Source organism: Candidatus Tumulicola sp. (assembly GCA_035601835.1).
Taxonomy (GTDB): Bacteria; Vulcanimicrobiota; Vulcanimicrobiia; order Eremiobacterales; family Eremiobacteraceae; genus DATNNM01.
Window position 1 is genome coordinate 44,829 of sequence record DATNNM010000009.1, and the last position, 15,627, is coordinate 60,455.

General features: G+C 58.6%; 6 protein-coding genes. 3 read left to right on the top strand and 3 right to left on the bottom strand.

The genetic code is table 11. The annotated features are described in order from the left end of the window. Positions 1–85: 85 nt before the first annotated feature. The 3 genes from VN934_03625 to VN934_03635 form a co-directional block, all read right to left on the bottom strand. Complete coding sequence (locus tag VN934_03625) at positions 86–5,104, bottom strand: DUF6531 domain-containing protein (GenBank protein HXM17881.1); 5,019 nt, start codon at positions 5,102–5,104, stop codon at positions 86–88. A 338-nt stretch (positions 5,105–5,442) separates the two neighbouring features. Next, positions 5,443–6,045, bottom strand: coding sequence for a hypothetical protein (locus VN934_03630; protein HXM17882.1), 603 nt, complete (start codon positions 6,043–6,045; stop codon positions 5,443–5,445). Further along, entirely contained in the window at positions 6,042–8,762 is a 2,721-nt protein-coding gene (locus VN934_03635; protein ID HXM17883.1) for a secretin N-terminal domain-containing protein, read from the bottom strand. Before VN934_03635 ends, VN934_03630 begins: the two co-directional genes overlap by 4 nt. 446 nt (positions 8,763–9,208) lie before the next feature. Here VN934_03635 and VN934_03640 point away from each other — a divergent pair, with 446 nt between their 5' ends. The 3 genes from VN934_03640 to VN934_03650 all read left to right on the top strand — a co-directional run bounded on the left by VN934_03640 (position 9,209) and on the right by VN934_03650 (position 15,355). Continuing rightward, positions 9,209–9,742, top strand: a complete 534-nt coding sequence (locus tag VN934_03640; protein HXM17884.1) for a hypothetical protein — start codon at positions 9,209–9,211, stop codon at positions 9,740–9,742. A 416-nt stretch (positions 9,743–10,158) separates the two neighbouring features. After that, positions 10,159–11,739 (top strand): hypothetical protein, encoded by a 1,581-nt coding sequence (locus VN934_03645; GenBank protein HXM17885.1) that lies wholly within the window; start codon positions 10,159–10,161, stop codon positions 11,737–11,739. 97 nt (positions 11,740–11,836) lie between these two features. Next, on the top strand, positions 11,837–15,355 hold the full coding sequence (locus VN934_03650; GenBank protein ID HXM17886.1) for a choice-of-anchor D domain-containing protein: 3,519 nt from the start codon (positions 11,837–11,839) through the stop codon (positions 15,353–15,355). Positions 15,356–15,627 lie beyond the last annotated feature (272 nt).

The following is a 15,627-nucleotide window of genomic DNA, read 5'->3' on the forward strand; positions in this document are numbered from 1 at the left end:
GACCACCCCCGAACTACTCGCGGAAAAAGAAGTGCCACGATGCCGATAGTGGCCGTAACCACGCCTTCGATGATGCTAACTGGGCTCACCAGCACCACAATCTATCGGCCGCGCTAAGCGCCTGACCTACCTTGCAAGAGTAAGTTGCGTTGCCGTTAATCCCCGGCAGGGTCCAGCCACTTTCGACCGCGTAATTGGTGCTGTTCGTTCCTGTTCCACCGGTCGCGCACCCGCCGAAACCGAAGCCCATGCAGCCTCCGTAAGTCCAAGTAGTGATGAAGCTCGCCATTCCTTTAGCGTTAGGGGTATATCTTAGGGAGCCAGACATGTAGCTAAGAGAAGGTCCGATTGAGGGGCCCCAAACAAAACCACTACCATGATAGACTTGTCCAAAAGTATCTCTAAAGTAGCACCTCTGCCCGCCAACAAAGTAACTAAACCCGGCGCATATACCGTCGTAACCTACGTTAGGATTGAATCCTTGGGGTGGGTCATCTGAATTATTACCCTTCATAATAGCGGGCAACTCAGGCGGTCCGCAATTGGCCCCACTAGTGGGGCTTCCATTCACGTAAAAGAGTCCGCATACAGTCACCTTGCCAGGCACAAACGAGTCCGAGTAAGATTGGCCGCCGTAGCCACCGAGCGGATCTGCTTCCGGATTAACACCCGAGGTTATTGGATTCACGCCGCAAAAGATCGACGGTTGGCACAGGAGCGGGATCTGCCTAGGGTTAGTCCCTGACGGATCTCCGAAGGCGGCGGTGTTATTACCGTCGTACATGTATGGGTCTTCGCTTTGCGGATTCCCGACATCCGCGCCTAGCGCATCACGTGAGTTCCATATACCGTTAATCGAATCGTAGGCCCGTATTCCCTGAATAATATTCATCCCGTCGGTAATGCCATCCGTTCGCGGCTCGGCGTACACGCTGTAGTTCGGCTGCGAGTTAGGCAATTGGGTATCGGGGGCGGGTAATGAGTTGCCCCCGAGGGACGCCGACGGAGTGAACGATGGCGCCGGCGTTGCAAGAACTTGCGTAGCTGAACAGTAGAGAATTTTCGTCTTGGAACATATCGTCCCGACCGGGCTCGTATCGAACCAGGCTCCTTTTCCTGCGGAACCGTGCTGGGAGACCGCCACTCCGGAGAGGTCTCGATCCCAAACGGTCAAGCCAGAGTAAAGCGGGTCAGAGGGCAGGATATCGGCCGTTGTGCCGAACTTCAAGTCGGTCAGATGGCCATTGGGATCGGTCGTGAACAGCAGCGAGCCGCCCTCCCAGTGCAGAGTCTGATTCTGCCCGCTGGGGTTTGACATCATCGGGTGGCCGTTTGGACCCCATGCGTAATTAAAGGAACTCCCGTTCCCGGCGACATGGTCGACTGTGTCGTAATTCCAGTTACTACTTACAGGACTGATCTCTCTGCCGGCGGCGTCAAACATGATGTTGTTGGATTCGGTGGTGGTGGTTTGAAGCGTCACGTTGTCCGTCGTTGATGTCGTCTGACCGAGCGGGACCGCTGCGCGCTCGTCGAAATTACCGCTGGTGGTTGTCGTAGTTGGGTCACCCGTTATTGGATCCGTACCCGAGTTTGTTGTCGTAGCGACCATCAAACCATCCGCGCTCTGCAAAGCGAAGGACCCAGAAGGTCCGGGAAAGGGCGTTGGCACCACCTGTTTTGCGATGAGTTCCCCGCGAACGTCGTAAGTATAAGCCAGGGTCTTTGGCGAGCCGGTTGGCGCTGGTTTAGCTACATAACCAGTCATCTGGCCCGAGGTCGTGTAACCAATCTGATCGTATTTGCCTTGAGGCAGTCTTTCTGTTCTAAGGCGGCCAAAACTGTCATACGTCGCAGAAATCGCAGGGGTGCTCGTGGCATACGGGTCGACCTGAGTGGCCAATCGGCCACCAGTCGTATACGTATACCCGAATTTGTAGCTGTTCGAGCCGTAGTTCAACGTCCCGCTCAAGACGCGCGCATCGTCGCGATACGTAAATGTCTTCAAATTCGCTTGCGTGAAGCCGGACGACGTGACGGAGAGAGCTGATTCCCATCCATTCGGATAGTATGCGTAGGTGAGGGTGGCTGGAGAGCTGGGCGATCCTGAGGCGGGGTACTGCGTTGTGCCGGATCCACCCGCTGGTTCCACAGAATTGTTAAGAGTTCCATCGGCGTTGTAAGTATAGCTCTGCATGCCGTAGGCGGCTGTCGCTACCGATGCAACGCGGCCCGCAGGATCGTACACAAGGTTTCGCGTCGGGTATGCTAGCGACCCGCCTGACGGCGAGGCTGAAGATTGAAATGATGTCACGCGGCCGAGTGGATCATACGCTAACGTAGCAACATCTTGCAGGGCATTCGTAACGGTCGTCAAGAGGCCGAGATTCCCGGACGCGTCGTAACTGCGCGACGTGACTTGAAGATTGCCCCCCGGCTGATAGAAGTAGCTCTTGAGCGGCCGATTGAGCCCGTCGTAGGAAGAACCAGAAACATCCATCCAGGAGTACAAAGAGAACTGGGTTGGGCCGTGCTGGAGTGCCGCTGTCAAGTACTTTTGAGTCTTGTACAGATTGCCGTGCGCAAGGTAGGTCGCGGCGCCGTATGTCGGGTCTCCGATATTTACCGATCCTTGCCCCTTCGTGAGATCGTAGAGATAACGCGTGAGCCACGGCTGCGTGAAATAGTCGTTCGAATCATATGGCAATCCCACTTCCACAAGCCGATCGTCCCCGTCGTACATATAGCTCGCGCCGTATGGCGTATCTCCGCCTATGCTTGTCAGATTGCCGTCTGGGTCGTAGGTGTAGGAGATATTAGGGTATGGATAGGTATTGCGTTGCGCAGACGTTTGGAGCGTGAGGAGACGACCGTCCGGCGCATATGTAAAGTAGGTCGCGGATTGATACGGGCCCGCTGTTTTCCCACACGCCGAACCGCTCAATGATCCATCATCGGCGTCTCCCACGGCGAGTAGTTGGCCTGGCGTACTGTACTGCATAACGCTCCAGCGATTTAGGCCATTGGAGCGGCAGATAAGATTGCCGTGAACGTCGTAGATGAAGGTACCGGACGGTGTGACCTGGGTGCCGTCGAGTTGTGTGAATGACGCGCCCGTGAGGGATGTTGCGAGGCCGTAGTCAAGCCCGCCCTGACTGCTCGCGCTGTACGAGAAAGTGGTGACATAGCCAGACGGCTTTTTGATCGACATGAGTTGCCCGAAGGGCTCTGATCCATCTGCTGGGGGCGTCCAGGTTAGTTGCGTTGACGCGCCCGTTCCCGCAGGACAAAGGGACGCCGTTGCCGCGGGTGTTGCGGTCCAGTTTGCGCTCCTACTGTTGACGTTGACTGGATCGCACGCGCCGGTAAGGTTATTGTGTACGTCGTAGCTGAAATAACTCGTAGGGCGGAAAGTTCCGGCGCTAGTCGTAGTCTGCGGCGCACCGATGGCGATGAGGTTGCCGTTGTTGTCGTAAGCAAGATCGGTTTCATTACCACGTGCGTCCTTCGTAAAGCTTACCCGGTGCGCTCGTAAGTCGGGCGGTGAATACCACCCTTGAGACGTTGTCAGAGTCGTCGAGCCGGTCGTCGCTGCGATTTGATTAACCCGTCCATATCCGTCGATCGAGTATGTTGAATTGTGTCCATCCGTGTCCGTAATCTGGGTCGAGCCAGAATTATACGCGATGGTGACGGAGCGATACGTCTGTACGCCGGACGGGGCCAATGGCTGAAGCAGGCTACTCGTCCCGTCACCGGTGTCAAAATTAACGACGCCGGTGTATGAAACGTTAGTAGCTTGATTCTGCGCGTTGTAACTAAAGGTAACATTGCTCCCAGCTGCGGCAAAGCCGCCTTGGCCGTGGACCCAGTTAGGTGACAAGACAGACTGTAAGAAGCCGTTTGCCAGGTACGTGTATTGGTGTGGAATCGGCTGCCCGTTCAGCACGTTTGTTGGCTCCGACACTTGTGTGAGATGCGCGGCATTATCATATGCGTAGCTAACTTGCGTCCCGTCCAGCCACGTCAGCGTAGAGAGGAGCCGAAACGTGCCGAAATTGGCAAACTGAAGCGTTGCAGCGCGTCCGTCTTCCGCGGTGACAGTGATCTTATTGAGGGTAGCGCTGCTCGAAGCGTTGGCGTTATCCCACGAGTATGCGAAGACGAGATTGTTGTTCGTGTTTCGCCCGAATATCTTGGAAAGACGACCGGCATAGCCCATGTTTGACGAGGTTTGCGTTGGTGAGTAGAAGTAAAATACTACGCCGGACTTCATCTGCCAATAGTAACCGTTGGCACCGTCCCAAGTCAGAGTTGCTTGAACGCCCGGTGGCGGGGTCCAGGAGCCATTGCTGCCTGTGTAGTCGTAACGCGTACCGCTGGAATCGTACACACTAATGATCCCAAGCGCCGAGTTGTAGCCCATATGGGCGTCCCACGTGTTTGTCCAGCCATTCCCGTAGTTCGACGGTGTACTCCCATCCGTGCCAACGTAGTCGTGCCCGCTCATTGAGTTGTATGCGCGGGCAAACGCGAAAGGCGCATCCTTGTTAGTAGCCGTGAGATCCGCGGATGACAATGCGAGGTTTCCATTGGCGATGTTGATTCCAGAGTTGCCCACGCCGCTAATCGGGGCAGTCACAATGGTCCACCACGGGAACGCGCCGGTTTGCGCAGGCGGCATCGTCGGTGAGGACATGAGCCGGATGGACGAGGAGGTGGATAGCCTTGACTGCGCCTGGCCGAGTGGAATGCGCTGCGGCAAGGGAGTTGGTTGGGTGCCATTTTGCGAAGGCCGAATATTTTGGGCCGCACGCGGGTCGCGAAGCTGAAGGTGACGGGCTGATTGCAGGATTGCCGGCTGCGAGAGCATGGACGGCCCCGCGCTCAGCACTCCCGGCGGCGGCAGCAATGGGGCAACCACTTGCGCTCGCGGCTGACTTGGGTAGTGCACCAGCGCTGGCTTGAATCCACCTGTCCATGCGACGGGATGTGCCACCATATGCAGCGAGTAGTTTGGTGGAGACGTGAAGCCTAGCGAAGGCGTGAACACCTGCATACCGACCAGTAGGATGGCGACAATTTTCGCAACAACAGAACGCATAACACACCCCAAGTTCATTCAAAGAACGGGTGACATCGGGCTAAGACCCTGGTGATCGCGGTCTCTCCGTTGACGAGCCTAACACTGAGCCTATCACATTCGCCGCCCCGGAGTCACTGGGAAGGTTTAGCCTCCCACGTTTCAAGGTGTTTGCGAACGCGTGTGCTCCGAATCTAGCTGTCGCACCAAACTCTAACCGAATAAAAGGCCCAAAACCCGTTGACGCGCCGGATAAATCATGCTTGGCGCGGTGGCGTTCCAATAATCCGTCCGGGATGATTCTGTCGAACGCGCTCTGTGGAAACTTCAAACACTTTCAAGATTCGGAAACTCTGCGACTACGAACTCACCACGAGCACATTGCGAGCATTGGTCAGGTTGTAGTAGTCGTGGTCGCCGAAATAATATGTCCCTGGTGTCACACTCAGCGGCTGTGAGAAACATGGCAGTGGAGCGAGTTGCCCGGTGGACCATTGCGCCTGCGAGATCGAGTTTCCAATCTGTTGCTGCGTCGAAGTGGGGAAGCTGTACGGGGGTGCCGGAAAGCCGATGGCATTCGGGAACCCCACTGCTGAATGCAGAATTGTTGCCGGCCCGGTGTTCTCCGCGTTCACGAATTGGATGACGTCGGTCGAGTGCGCGTTGATGACCGCAGCGACGTTGTCGAAGGTTTGATTCGTGTTCGCCTTGATATAGCCGTTAATCACGTTGTATGGCGAAGCAATAGTTGCGGTGATGCTCGACGACATGACGATGAGCACAGTCGCTTGCGGCGCCTGCGTTGCGCACGCTGCCGGGCTGCTCGATGGACCAGCGCTGGGCGTGGGAGTTGGGGTCGGCCCCGGAACGACCGAATAGCTCGGCAGGTGCGCACAGGCCGCGATGGCGAGAGCACAGCCCCATAGGGCCAGCACGCCAATCGGTTGGGCACGAGCGTTCACGGAAGCACGCTGATCGGGATTTGCAGGTTGGCGCTGGATCCATCGGGTTTGGAAGCCGTAAGCGTCAGCTGTGCTTGCGGCTGGCCCAGCGGGATGCTCCCCGCATTGAAGGGGAACGAGGCTTGCCATTGCCCCGGTGAGACAAGAGTCAGTGTTGACGAGTAGCCGCCTGCGCCGAGCGTCACTGCGTTGGCGTTGGTCGTGGTGATGACCGAAACATGAACGAGCGCGCCGTTACGTAGCACGGTGGGAGAAAACGAAGCATACAAGATGCGCACCGGATCGGTCGGACCGGCGTACGAGTTTGGCGGCGGACTTCCGAACGTGAAGACATTGGCCGCTGCGAACGCGGAGGGCGTCGGCTGAGGCAACGCTATGGCTTGGCGAGATACGCCGACCACGCCTTGGGGCGAAGGCGTCGGCTGCGCCAAGGGCAGACCCATTGGGAACTGGCCGCTCGGCGTTGGCAGGTTGGCATTCGGCGGCAAAGTGGGTAGGGCGCGCGGCGTTGGCAGCACCGGCAAGGCAGGCCCCGGAACGACGAGGTTCTCCCCAGCACGTAAGATGTGCGGCGTCACCACGATGATCAACTCGTTGCGCGACTGGGTGAGTTGCTGGTTGCGGAAGATGCGCCCGATGAGCGGGAGATCTCCCAAGATGGGCAGCCTGTTTTCGGTGCGCGTGGTGCTCTCTTGGATGAGACCGCCGATCACCAGTGTCTGGTTATCATGCAGCTGCACGGTCGTCACCACTTCGCGCGAAGAGATCTGCGGCACGCCGTTGTTGATGCCGGCCAAACTGCTCACATTGGGATGCAAGGTCACGGAGACCTCATCGCCGCTGTTGACGACCGGGGTGATGTCCAGCAAGACGCCGGTCTGGAAGCTTTGCACGCTGGTTTGCGTGGGCACGCCAACACCGCCGCCGCTTGTCACAAGAATTGATATGTTATCGCCGGCCTTGATTGAGGCGGTTCGGCCGGACATGGTTGTGATGCGCGGATCAGCGAGTACGCGTGCCTGACCATGCTGAATGAGAAAGTTGAGCTGCGCGGTGATGGAGATTCCGGTGCGAGTAAAGGGTTGGATGCCTAGCAGCGGTGGTGGGGTGCCGCCGGTCGGCGGGGCGATTGGTTGAATCTCGGAGTATGTCGTGCCGATGACCGCAGTCGGAAAATTCAAGCCCAAGTTCTTGGCGGTGCTTTCTTGCACTTCGAGGACCTCGGTGTCGAGCACGACCTGCGGCGGCGAAATATCTAGTTTGTCGATGAGCTGTCTGGCCAGCTTGATGCTGTACGGGCTTCCCGAAAGAACCAGGCTGGTTGAGTTTGGTGGTACTGTGATCCGAAGATCCGGGGCCGAGCCCTGCAGAGCTTGCGTGACGGTCGTCTGAATGTCCGTCGCGGTGGTTGAGACCGCACCTTGGGTCAAACCGGGCTGTGCGGATTTCAAGGTCACGACCTCGATGTTCGTACCGCCCGGACCCGCTACGCCTGCGCCGGCCACTCCCGTCGTCGTGCTCGTTGCGCCTGAGGTTCCGGGCGCGACGTCAAGTTGATTGACCGCGTCTGCGATGCGTTGTTGTTCGGAGGTCGTGGCGAGCACCGAAATCGCGTTAAGATCGGCATCGACGTCCACGTGAATGTCCGAGAACGAGCGGGTCAGTAAGCCCGCTACTGAGCGCGCATCGACGAACCTGATGCGATACACTTGGGTGAATCGGCTGCCTGCCTGCGGCAGATCGATCAAGGCAATTAACGCCTTGGCCTTAGCGATCGCATCGGGCGGTCCGCTCAAGATCACGGATGTTCCAAGGGCACTGGCGCGCACATCGGGATATTGGCGCGCCACGACGCGGGCAACATCTCGCGACCGCGCTTGGGTCACTTTGACCGCCTCGGCCGCAGCGAAGGTGGGGGCCGGCGTGACCGTGGGTGTGTCAATTGATGCGATCACGGATTTGATTTGCGTTAGATCTTGTGGGATAGCGACTACGATGATTGTCTTGTTCGGACCAGCAGATATGCGCGCGCGCGGGTAGAGCGCCTGCAGCCGAGTCGCCAACGCCCTGGCATTAACCGTTCGCACTGGAACGGCCTCACTTACCGGACGCGTTGGATTCTGGACGTCGATGCCCTGAAGCACACCGCGCATTGCCTGGACGACTTCAGGCGTTGCAATGACAATAACCGCGTTGGCTGAGCTATCGACGTTTATTTGAGCGTGCGGGTATAGGCCTCGCAGGACTGAAGCTGCCCGGTCCGCAGAAATGACGGTGACTGGAATGACAGCGGGTGCGATGCCCGGGGTAACGCTTGGCACCGCGCCGGTGGTACGAATCGGGGCGCTCGAACCAATCACGATGACGTTGCCGCTGCGGTGGATGCGGTATCCAAATTGTGAGGTCAACGCCTCGAGCGCTTGATCGAGCGTCACGTCGTGCAACGTCATGCTCACGCGACCCTGCACGTCATTGCCGACTACAATGTTGATTCCGACTTGCCTGCCGAGTTTGAGAAGTACATCGCGTAACGGTTCATTCTCGGCCGTAAGTGAAATGCGCCCGGCGGATTCGCTTATGGTCGCGGCAGTCGTCGACAATGGCGCAAATACGGATGGAAGCACAAGTGCCACAGCGAGAACAACCACGATGATTCGAGCGATCTTCAATGCCGCCTCGAACGAATAGCGCACCCCTGCGAGGTGGGCATCCCACATTCGCCGCTGGACCCTCTTGCCCTATCGAATAAATATCCTTCGTCTACATATTCCGGCCATAGGCTAGGGCTTAAGTTTGCGGACTTCACTAGTGGCCCCGCGACGTCTCTCTGATAGACTCAAGCGTGGAGGCATACGCGTGAGAGCCTTGTTTCGCTCCAAGAACCGGTATGTCGTTGTCGCCGCTTTGAAGCTGGCGATGTTTCCGCAATGGCGCGGCGAGAGGGCAGGTCAGCATCTTCGAGGTGAGGCCTTCTGTACCGCTGCCGTTGAGCGTATTGCAATTCGATCGACAGGATCTGCTCAACGCGGCTTACGCGGCTGGCGAGGTTGCGGGCAAGTCACCCCAGCCAAGCCATCTCTGAGGCAAAGATTGTGGGATTTTTCCCGCACTCGAAATCGTCCGTAGCGAATTGGTCGCGAGGTCTAAATGGAGGTTGACCCTTGTGAGTATTAACTCGATGGTGGACGTTAGCGTGGTGAAGCACCTAGCGAAGCAAGACCCCAAGACGAGTAATGCGACTCTGCCTTTGAATCTAATGGCGCTCACCGGCGCGCTGGATTCCGGAACGCCGACACCACTGGCGATTCAACAGGCCGGAAGCAAGGCGCTCCAAGGTGATTGGGACCGTATCACGACCTATATTCCGTCGGAAGTTATCGGCGCGTATTTGGCCATACTCAACATCGTCCCGGGCCCTTACGCAACCACTTGGGATCCGTGGGCGTTTTACGTTCTGTTGGCCTTGACGCCTATTGCGGTCGTAGCGGGTGTTGCGGGCAAGATAAGAAGCGCGACTGGTAAACTGCCGCCTATCAAAGCATACTCGATTTTTCCGATACTTGCGGCGCCCGTCGCGTTCGCTGCGTGGGGTCTGGCCATAAGCCTAGTGGACCCAAGATACTCGCTGCTTGGTGCGACCCAAGTGCCGTCGTTTGTGGGCGTTGGCTATCGTTGGGGCTTCCCTGATACTCGGTGAGCTTTCAAAGCTGTTTGATTGAGCAACTCGAGTGCGCCCTTTTATGAAGGGACTCTTAAATGAACCGCTTTGTCATCGTGGTGTTTCTCATGAGCACTCCTTTGAGCGCTTGCAATCAGAATATCAACCTCGCCTCCGGACAGGATTTACCCCAGGCGGCTGCACGCCAGGAGAGACCTTTTATCGACTTGGCAGCGGGATCTCTATGGCAGTTGTCAACGGGCGCGACTCTTGGAATCTCATCTCATCACTTATCTGCGCCGGCGACCACGGTGTATATTGGCTGCGCCATGGACGGACGCGTCCGCGCTGCACTACTTGTGTTCTTATCGGGTCGCTCAAGAGGTCTTGCGTGATTAGGAAAGGATAAAACCGTGGGCTACGCTTTCAAACGGTCAACGCGTCGGTGCGTCACTGTGGCAGCCGCGATCGTCGCCCTGGGTGCGGTCTTCTGTGCTCCCGCTCCAGCCTTCGCGCAACAGAAACTCTACTTTTCGGTTGCGCAGGAGCGTACTTCTAAGGATCACGTAATCGTCGAGAAGCCTCGTGGCACCGTGTCACTCGAAATCGTCGGTATCAACGGCTTCAAGTACAAGAATGCGATGGTCACGACGACAGTTCAGGCGCTGGCGGGTCCAGATTTTACGCCGCTTCTTGGCAACATCCAGAACATGCTTCCGCTAGGGCAGATTTTCGCCCCTCTAGGGTCGTGGTGGAAGGGCGCGGTCCATCCCGGCTTCGCGGTAGAGGCCGCTCGAACAGCGTTGAAGCAGGCCAAGGTTGAGCACCGGTGCGACAAAGGTTTGGATTTCGCTTGCGCGCGACGAGTAGTCGAACTTCTTGAAAGTGAGCGGGCGACAATATTGCAGGCCTTCGAAACTAGGCGCCAGGCCCTTAGCAAGCCTGAGGGCTTAACTACAAGCGCCAGTAGCACCGTTGACAAAGCCGCATTGATGCCCGCAAACGTCGACGCCGATAAGTTCGCCCGCCAATTCTCCGAGGTAGTACTCAAGCAATATCCCGTCGCCGTACGCGCATGGAAACAGGTAAACGATCTCGGCGACGGTACCGATGCAACGGACTGCGTTCTTGGCCCGACGGACCATTTCTCATTCGACTGCGTCAAGCGCTTTCAGAAGCTCGAGCTTGCCGAATTTCGTCGGACGCTTACCCTGCAAAGCAAGCTTACTCCATTCGAATATGAGCGGATCAAGGACGCGCTGGAGCCGCTAGACGTTTCTGCGTACGCGCAGGACGGTTTAGCCGGATCGCAGATGAGGTCGGCATACGCGCAGCTGAAGGGCACGCTTGATGACCTGCTACTTGGGGAGTCGAGCAGTACGGCCGAGCCGGTGTCTCAACCCAAAGCGACGCCGGCGCCTGAGCCGGGTGCTCACTACAAGAGTCAATTTGTGCTGGAAGCCACGGGAATCGGTTGCGCAAAAGGCCTTGGCTTCAACGGACTGAGCACGTCCATCTCGGTGAGGGCCGAGGCGCGGCAGCAAAGTAAACCAGCACTTGCTCAAGACATCGTTACGATTGATTGCCCAAGCCGGTTTGCAGTGAGCGCGGGCGCTGGCTATAGCACGTTGCCCAACATCGACTATCAGGCTCAAGGCGTGCTCGCCATCGTCAACGGCAAGCCGGTAATTGATCACTATGTCGTCGCGTATAAGGTGAATAGCCGCGCCAGAACTGTTGGCGCGGCCCTTGCGCATTTCGATGTCGCAAGCATCGGAGGCGGATCCGGTGCTCCCCATCTCAACTTGACCGCTGGCGTCGGCGCCTCCAAGAGCTCCATCGATCTGCTCTATGGCTTCAGCGTCGCTTTTGGGAAAAGGGCTTTTCTGAACGTGGTCGAGCACGTGGGTAGTGTCACTCAACTCCATCCCGGCTTTTTCGTCGCTCAGACGATCCCAGCCAATTTCTCTCCGCCCACGCAACAGTTAACGACGACTAAACTGGCCTGGCTGTTAACTATTTCAACCGGCAAGTAAATAGGAAAACCTTTTGCGGCTGCGAACAGACGCAACTAATGCGAGCCGGCACCCACGAGTTTCTTGACCATACGACTGCACACGTCGGAGGAACCCTATGCCGAGAGTCGTCGTCGCCGGATCCGAAAACGACACTTCGTTCGCTGTCATTGATTTCACCAACCCGAATGCTCCCAGCGTCAAGTTAGTCGACCCGGGCTTCGCCTCTGGCTGCCACGTGACCATCAACGGGAATAATGCCGTCGCGGGCAGTGTACTCACCAGCAAAGTGCGACTCGTCGATGTCTCCAATCCCGCGGTTCCCGCCTTGCGCGGCACCATCGCGACGCCGTTGAACGGCATCGGAGCGATCGCGATGCGCGGGTCGCGCGTTGCGGTGGGAGAGTTTGTCAACAATTTCAAAGCACGGGTATCCCTGCTCGACTTCTCCAATCCCAACGCGCCCACCGTGATTGGCACTGCTGCAACACCGCTCGCCTCCAATCCCAACACCGCCGTCGGATCGATCGCCTTCCTCTCCGACAACGTTGTGGTCGCCTCGGGGCCGAGCGATTTCGAGATCGTGCAGGTCGATTTTTCAAACCCGATGGCCCCCGTCGTCACGAATTTCAATCCGGTATTGGCGGGTCCGCCCGTCATCGATTCCGACAGCGCCGTGATTGCCGCCGGCGACAGCACCAGCGGTATTCTTAAGTTGTTCGATGTCAACAAGGCGCTTATCGCCTCGGTGAATACCATGCTGCCCGGCATCACCTCGGTGGCGGTCTCCAATCCGCTAGTTCTCGCGGCCAGTGCCAACAGCTTCAACTCGGACAAGGTCGACTTCGGCGGCCCCAGCGTCAGTTCGTTCAACCCGAATCTCGCAGGCGGCTCTACTACCGCAATCGAGGGGAAAACGGGGGCATGTGGCGCGATTCTGGGTTCGAGTGTCGCACTGGTCGATCTAACTGGCGCGCCAGCCGTACTTGGGACCGCCAACGCAGCGGTCGCGTCGATTTCCACGCTGGCGATCAGCACCTTTGCGGGGCCAGGCGGGCCGCAAGTCACGGTCAATCCGCTTGCTTTGGTCTTCGGCGCCGTCAAGGTTAACACTCTCCAGTCCTTGATGTTCACCATTCACAATGCTGGCGGCGGCAATCTCAACATCAACAACCTGCACAGCTCCGACCCGCGCTTCACTTTCAGCCCCGGCGGGCCGTTCAATCTCGCGGGTGGCGGGAATCAGGTGGTTACGATCACCTTCAAACCCACTGCCGAGGCACCGTTCAGCGGCAACCTGATTTTCAGTACCAATGACCTCGCGCATCCCACCGTCACCGTTCCTTTGTCCGGCGTTGGCGGGCTTCCCCACATCAGTGTGTCGCCTTTGAACCTAGACCTGGGCAGCGTGGCGGTATGCCTCTCGGGCTCGCTCCCGGTCAACATCAAGAACACCGGCGCCGTGCCCCTGACGGTGAGCTCGGTGACTACTAGCGGTCCGCCATTCAGCGCGGCGCCCGGGAATCTCGTCGTCAATGCCGGTGCCACCGCGCCAGTGACAGCAAAATTCACGCCATCGGCGATCGGGCCGGCGGCCGGCACGCTCACCATCACCTCGGACGATCAGACCAACCCGGCGGTCAACGTGGCGCTGAACGGTACGGGTCTTCCCACGCCGCCGCCAGCCATCGCAGTCAGTCCCAACCCGATCAACTTCGGCGCCACGCCTGTGCAGTTCTACATCGGACGGCGTATCACAATTGCCAACACCAGCCCGTGCCAATCTCTCTTCGTGACGCTGACCTCCAACGGCGCGCCCTTTTTCGTCACCGATGTCGATCCCACCACGCTGCCGCCGGCGTCGCTCACGGTTTCAGGCAGCGTTCCGGCAAACGCGTCCAAGCGTTTCGTGGTTGTCTTCGCGCCCACGGTCCTCGGAGCGTCCAATGGGACCTTAGCGATCACGAGCAACGACCCGATTAATCCGAAGGTGAATGTTCCGCTCAGCGGCATGGGCGTCCAGCTCAATCCGGCATCAGTGGAGCTGGTACTAGATCGTTCCGGCAGCATGTCCGCACCCGCGCAAGGCGGGACCAAGATGGACGGGCTGAAAGCAGCCGTGCACCTGTTTGCGGATCTCATGATTCCAGGCCAGGGTGACGAAATGGGGTCGGTGGAATTCGATGACGCAGTAAACGTGCTCACGCCGTTTGGCTCTTACGACACCCCGAAGCGAGATGCCATCAAGAACGACGCCGACACGCTGACACCGCGCCACCTTACGTCGATCGGCGGCGGGCTGCACACCGGGCAGGCGCAGGTTGTTGCCGGGACGACAGGGCGCAAGGTCATCCTCGTGTTTACCGACGGCATGGAAAATACTCCCCCGATGATTGCCACCGAGGAGCCGCCCATCCTCGCCGCTGGAACCGAAGTGTACGCCATCGGCCTGGGCCAGCCTCAGAATATCTCCGCCGCAGCGCTGAGCATGCTGGCCGCCTCGTCCAATGGAAACTTTTTCCAGACGGACGACACGCTCATCCTGCGAAAGCATTTCGTGCAGGTGCTGGCCGACGCATTTCGCCAGAACATGGCCCAGGACCCCGTATTCGCGATCGCTCAAGGCGCCACCAAGAAGATCCCGGTCTCCATCACGCAATGCGAACGCCGCATCACGTTCGTGCTCAACTGGGACGATGCCGGTTCTCAAGTGGATCTCAACGTGCGCGCTCCCGACGGCACGCTGTTCACGCCCAACTCGCCGAACCAAAACCAGCTCGTGCGGTATGGCGATTTTCCCGGGTATCGCTATTACCAGATCGCGTTTCCGCCACTGGATCCCGGCTCGGGGCTGACCATCGGTCCGTCACAGTTGGGCCAGTGGGTGATGGAGGTGCGCGGCTCGGCGCTGGCCGGTGCCAGCGAGCGCTGTACTACCAGTGTGGTGGTGGAAAGCCAGCTTGAACTCCGTGGCATCGTTCATGCGGTGGACATTGGCCAGCCCATCCAGATTGAAGCGACGATCACGGATCACGGTTTGCCAGTGACCACCGCCGAATTGGTGGTTACGCTAACGGCGCCCCAGAAGTCGCTTGCCGCGGTCTCCACGCCGCCGGTCATTCTCAAGGCACTGGATGCCGACAAGCACCCCATTCCCGCGGGGAAGATCCCGCTAATTCCCGTGAAGAAGACGAAGTACAGGATGAAGCCGGGTAAGGAATCGCGGCCCTTTACGCTGACTCTGCCGGCACCGCGACTGGACGGGGTGTATCAATTCGAGTTTCAGGCGAAGGGGCAAGCTTGCGGGGGCGCTTTCGACCGTTACCGGGAATTCTCGCTCTACATCGGACGCAAAGCCCACGACCGGCGCACCGGCCTGACGGTGGAGTCAAGCGGACCCACTAGCGCCGTGGTGACGGTGACGCCGCGCGATTCCCGCGGTGAGCCGCTTGGCCCAGGGCTAGCCTCGCTGTTGAGACCCGGTCTCAAGGGCGGCACAGTGTTCCCCGTGGTCGACCGGCGCGATGGTTCCTACGCATTTCGCGCTTCGTGGCCAGGGAAGCGGCCACCGACGCTAAACCTGAAACTCGGCGACAAGATGTTATCCGTTCCGTTGGCGCCGAAACAGAAGCGCTGAGCCCATGCGCGGATCAGAGGCGCTCGCGCCTTTAACGTGTTCGGGAGCCGGTCGAGCTTTGCCGCGCGCCTCAATGCAGGCCGCGCAGGTATTGTAGAGCTTCCCGTCCGCGTAGGGCGCGAGCTTCCACTTAGCGCCGTTGCCGGCCATGGTTGCCTTGCACCTGCTGCCGCCTGAGGGATGCGTTCCGCCGTTGCATCCGGAGCACGCGCAGATTGGGTCGCCGGTCTGCGCATCCACGAGAGTGTTCAACATACCGAAAACGTTCGGTC

Coding starts and splice junctions, on each gene's coding strand:
- VN934_03625 (HXM17881.1), bottom strand. CDS start 5,104: ATGCGTTCTGTTGTTGCGAAAATTGTCGCCATCCTACTGGTCGGTATG.
- VN934_03635 (HXM17883.1), bottom strand. CDS start 8,762: ATGTGGGATGCCCACCTCGCAGGGGTGCGCTATTCGTTCGAGGCGGCA.
- VN934_03650 (HXM17886.1), top strand. CDS start 11,837: ATGCCGAGAGTCGTCGTCGCCGGATCCGAAAACGACACTTCGTTCGCT.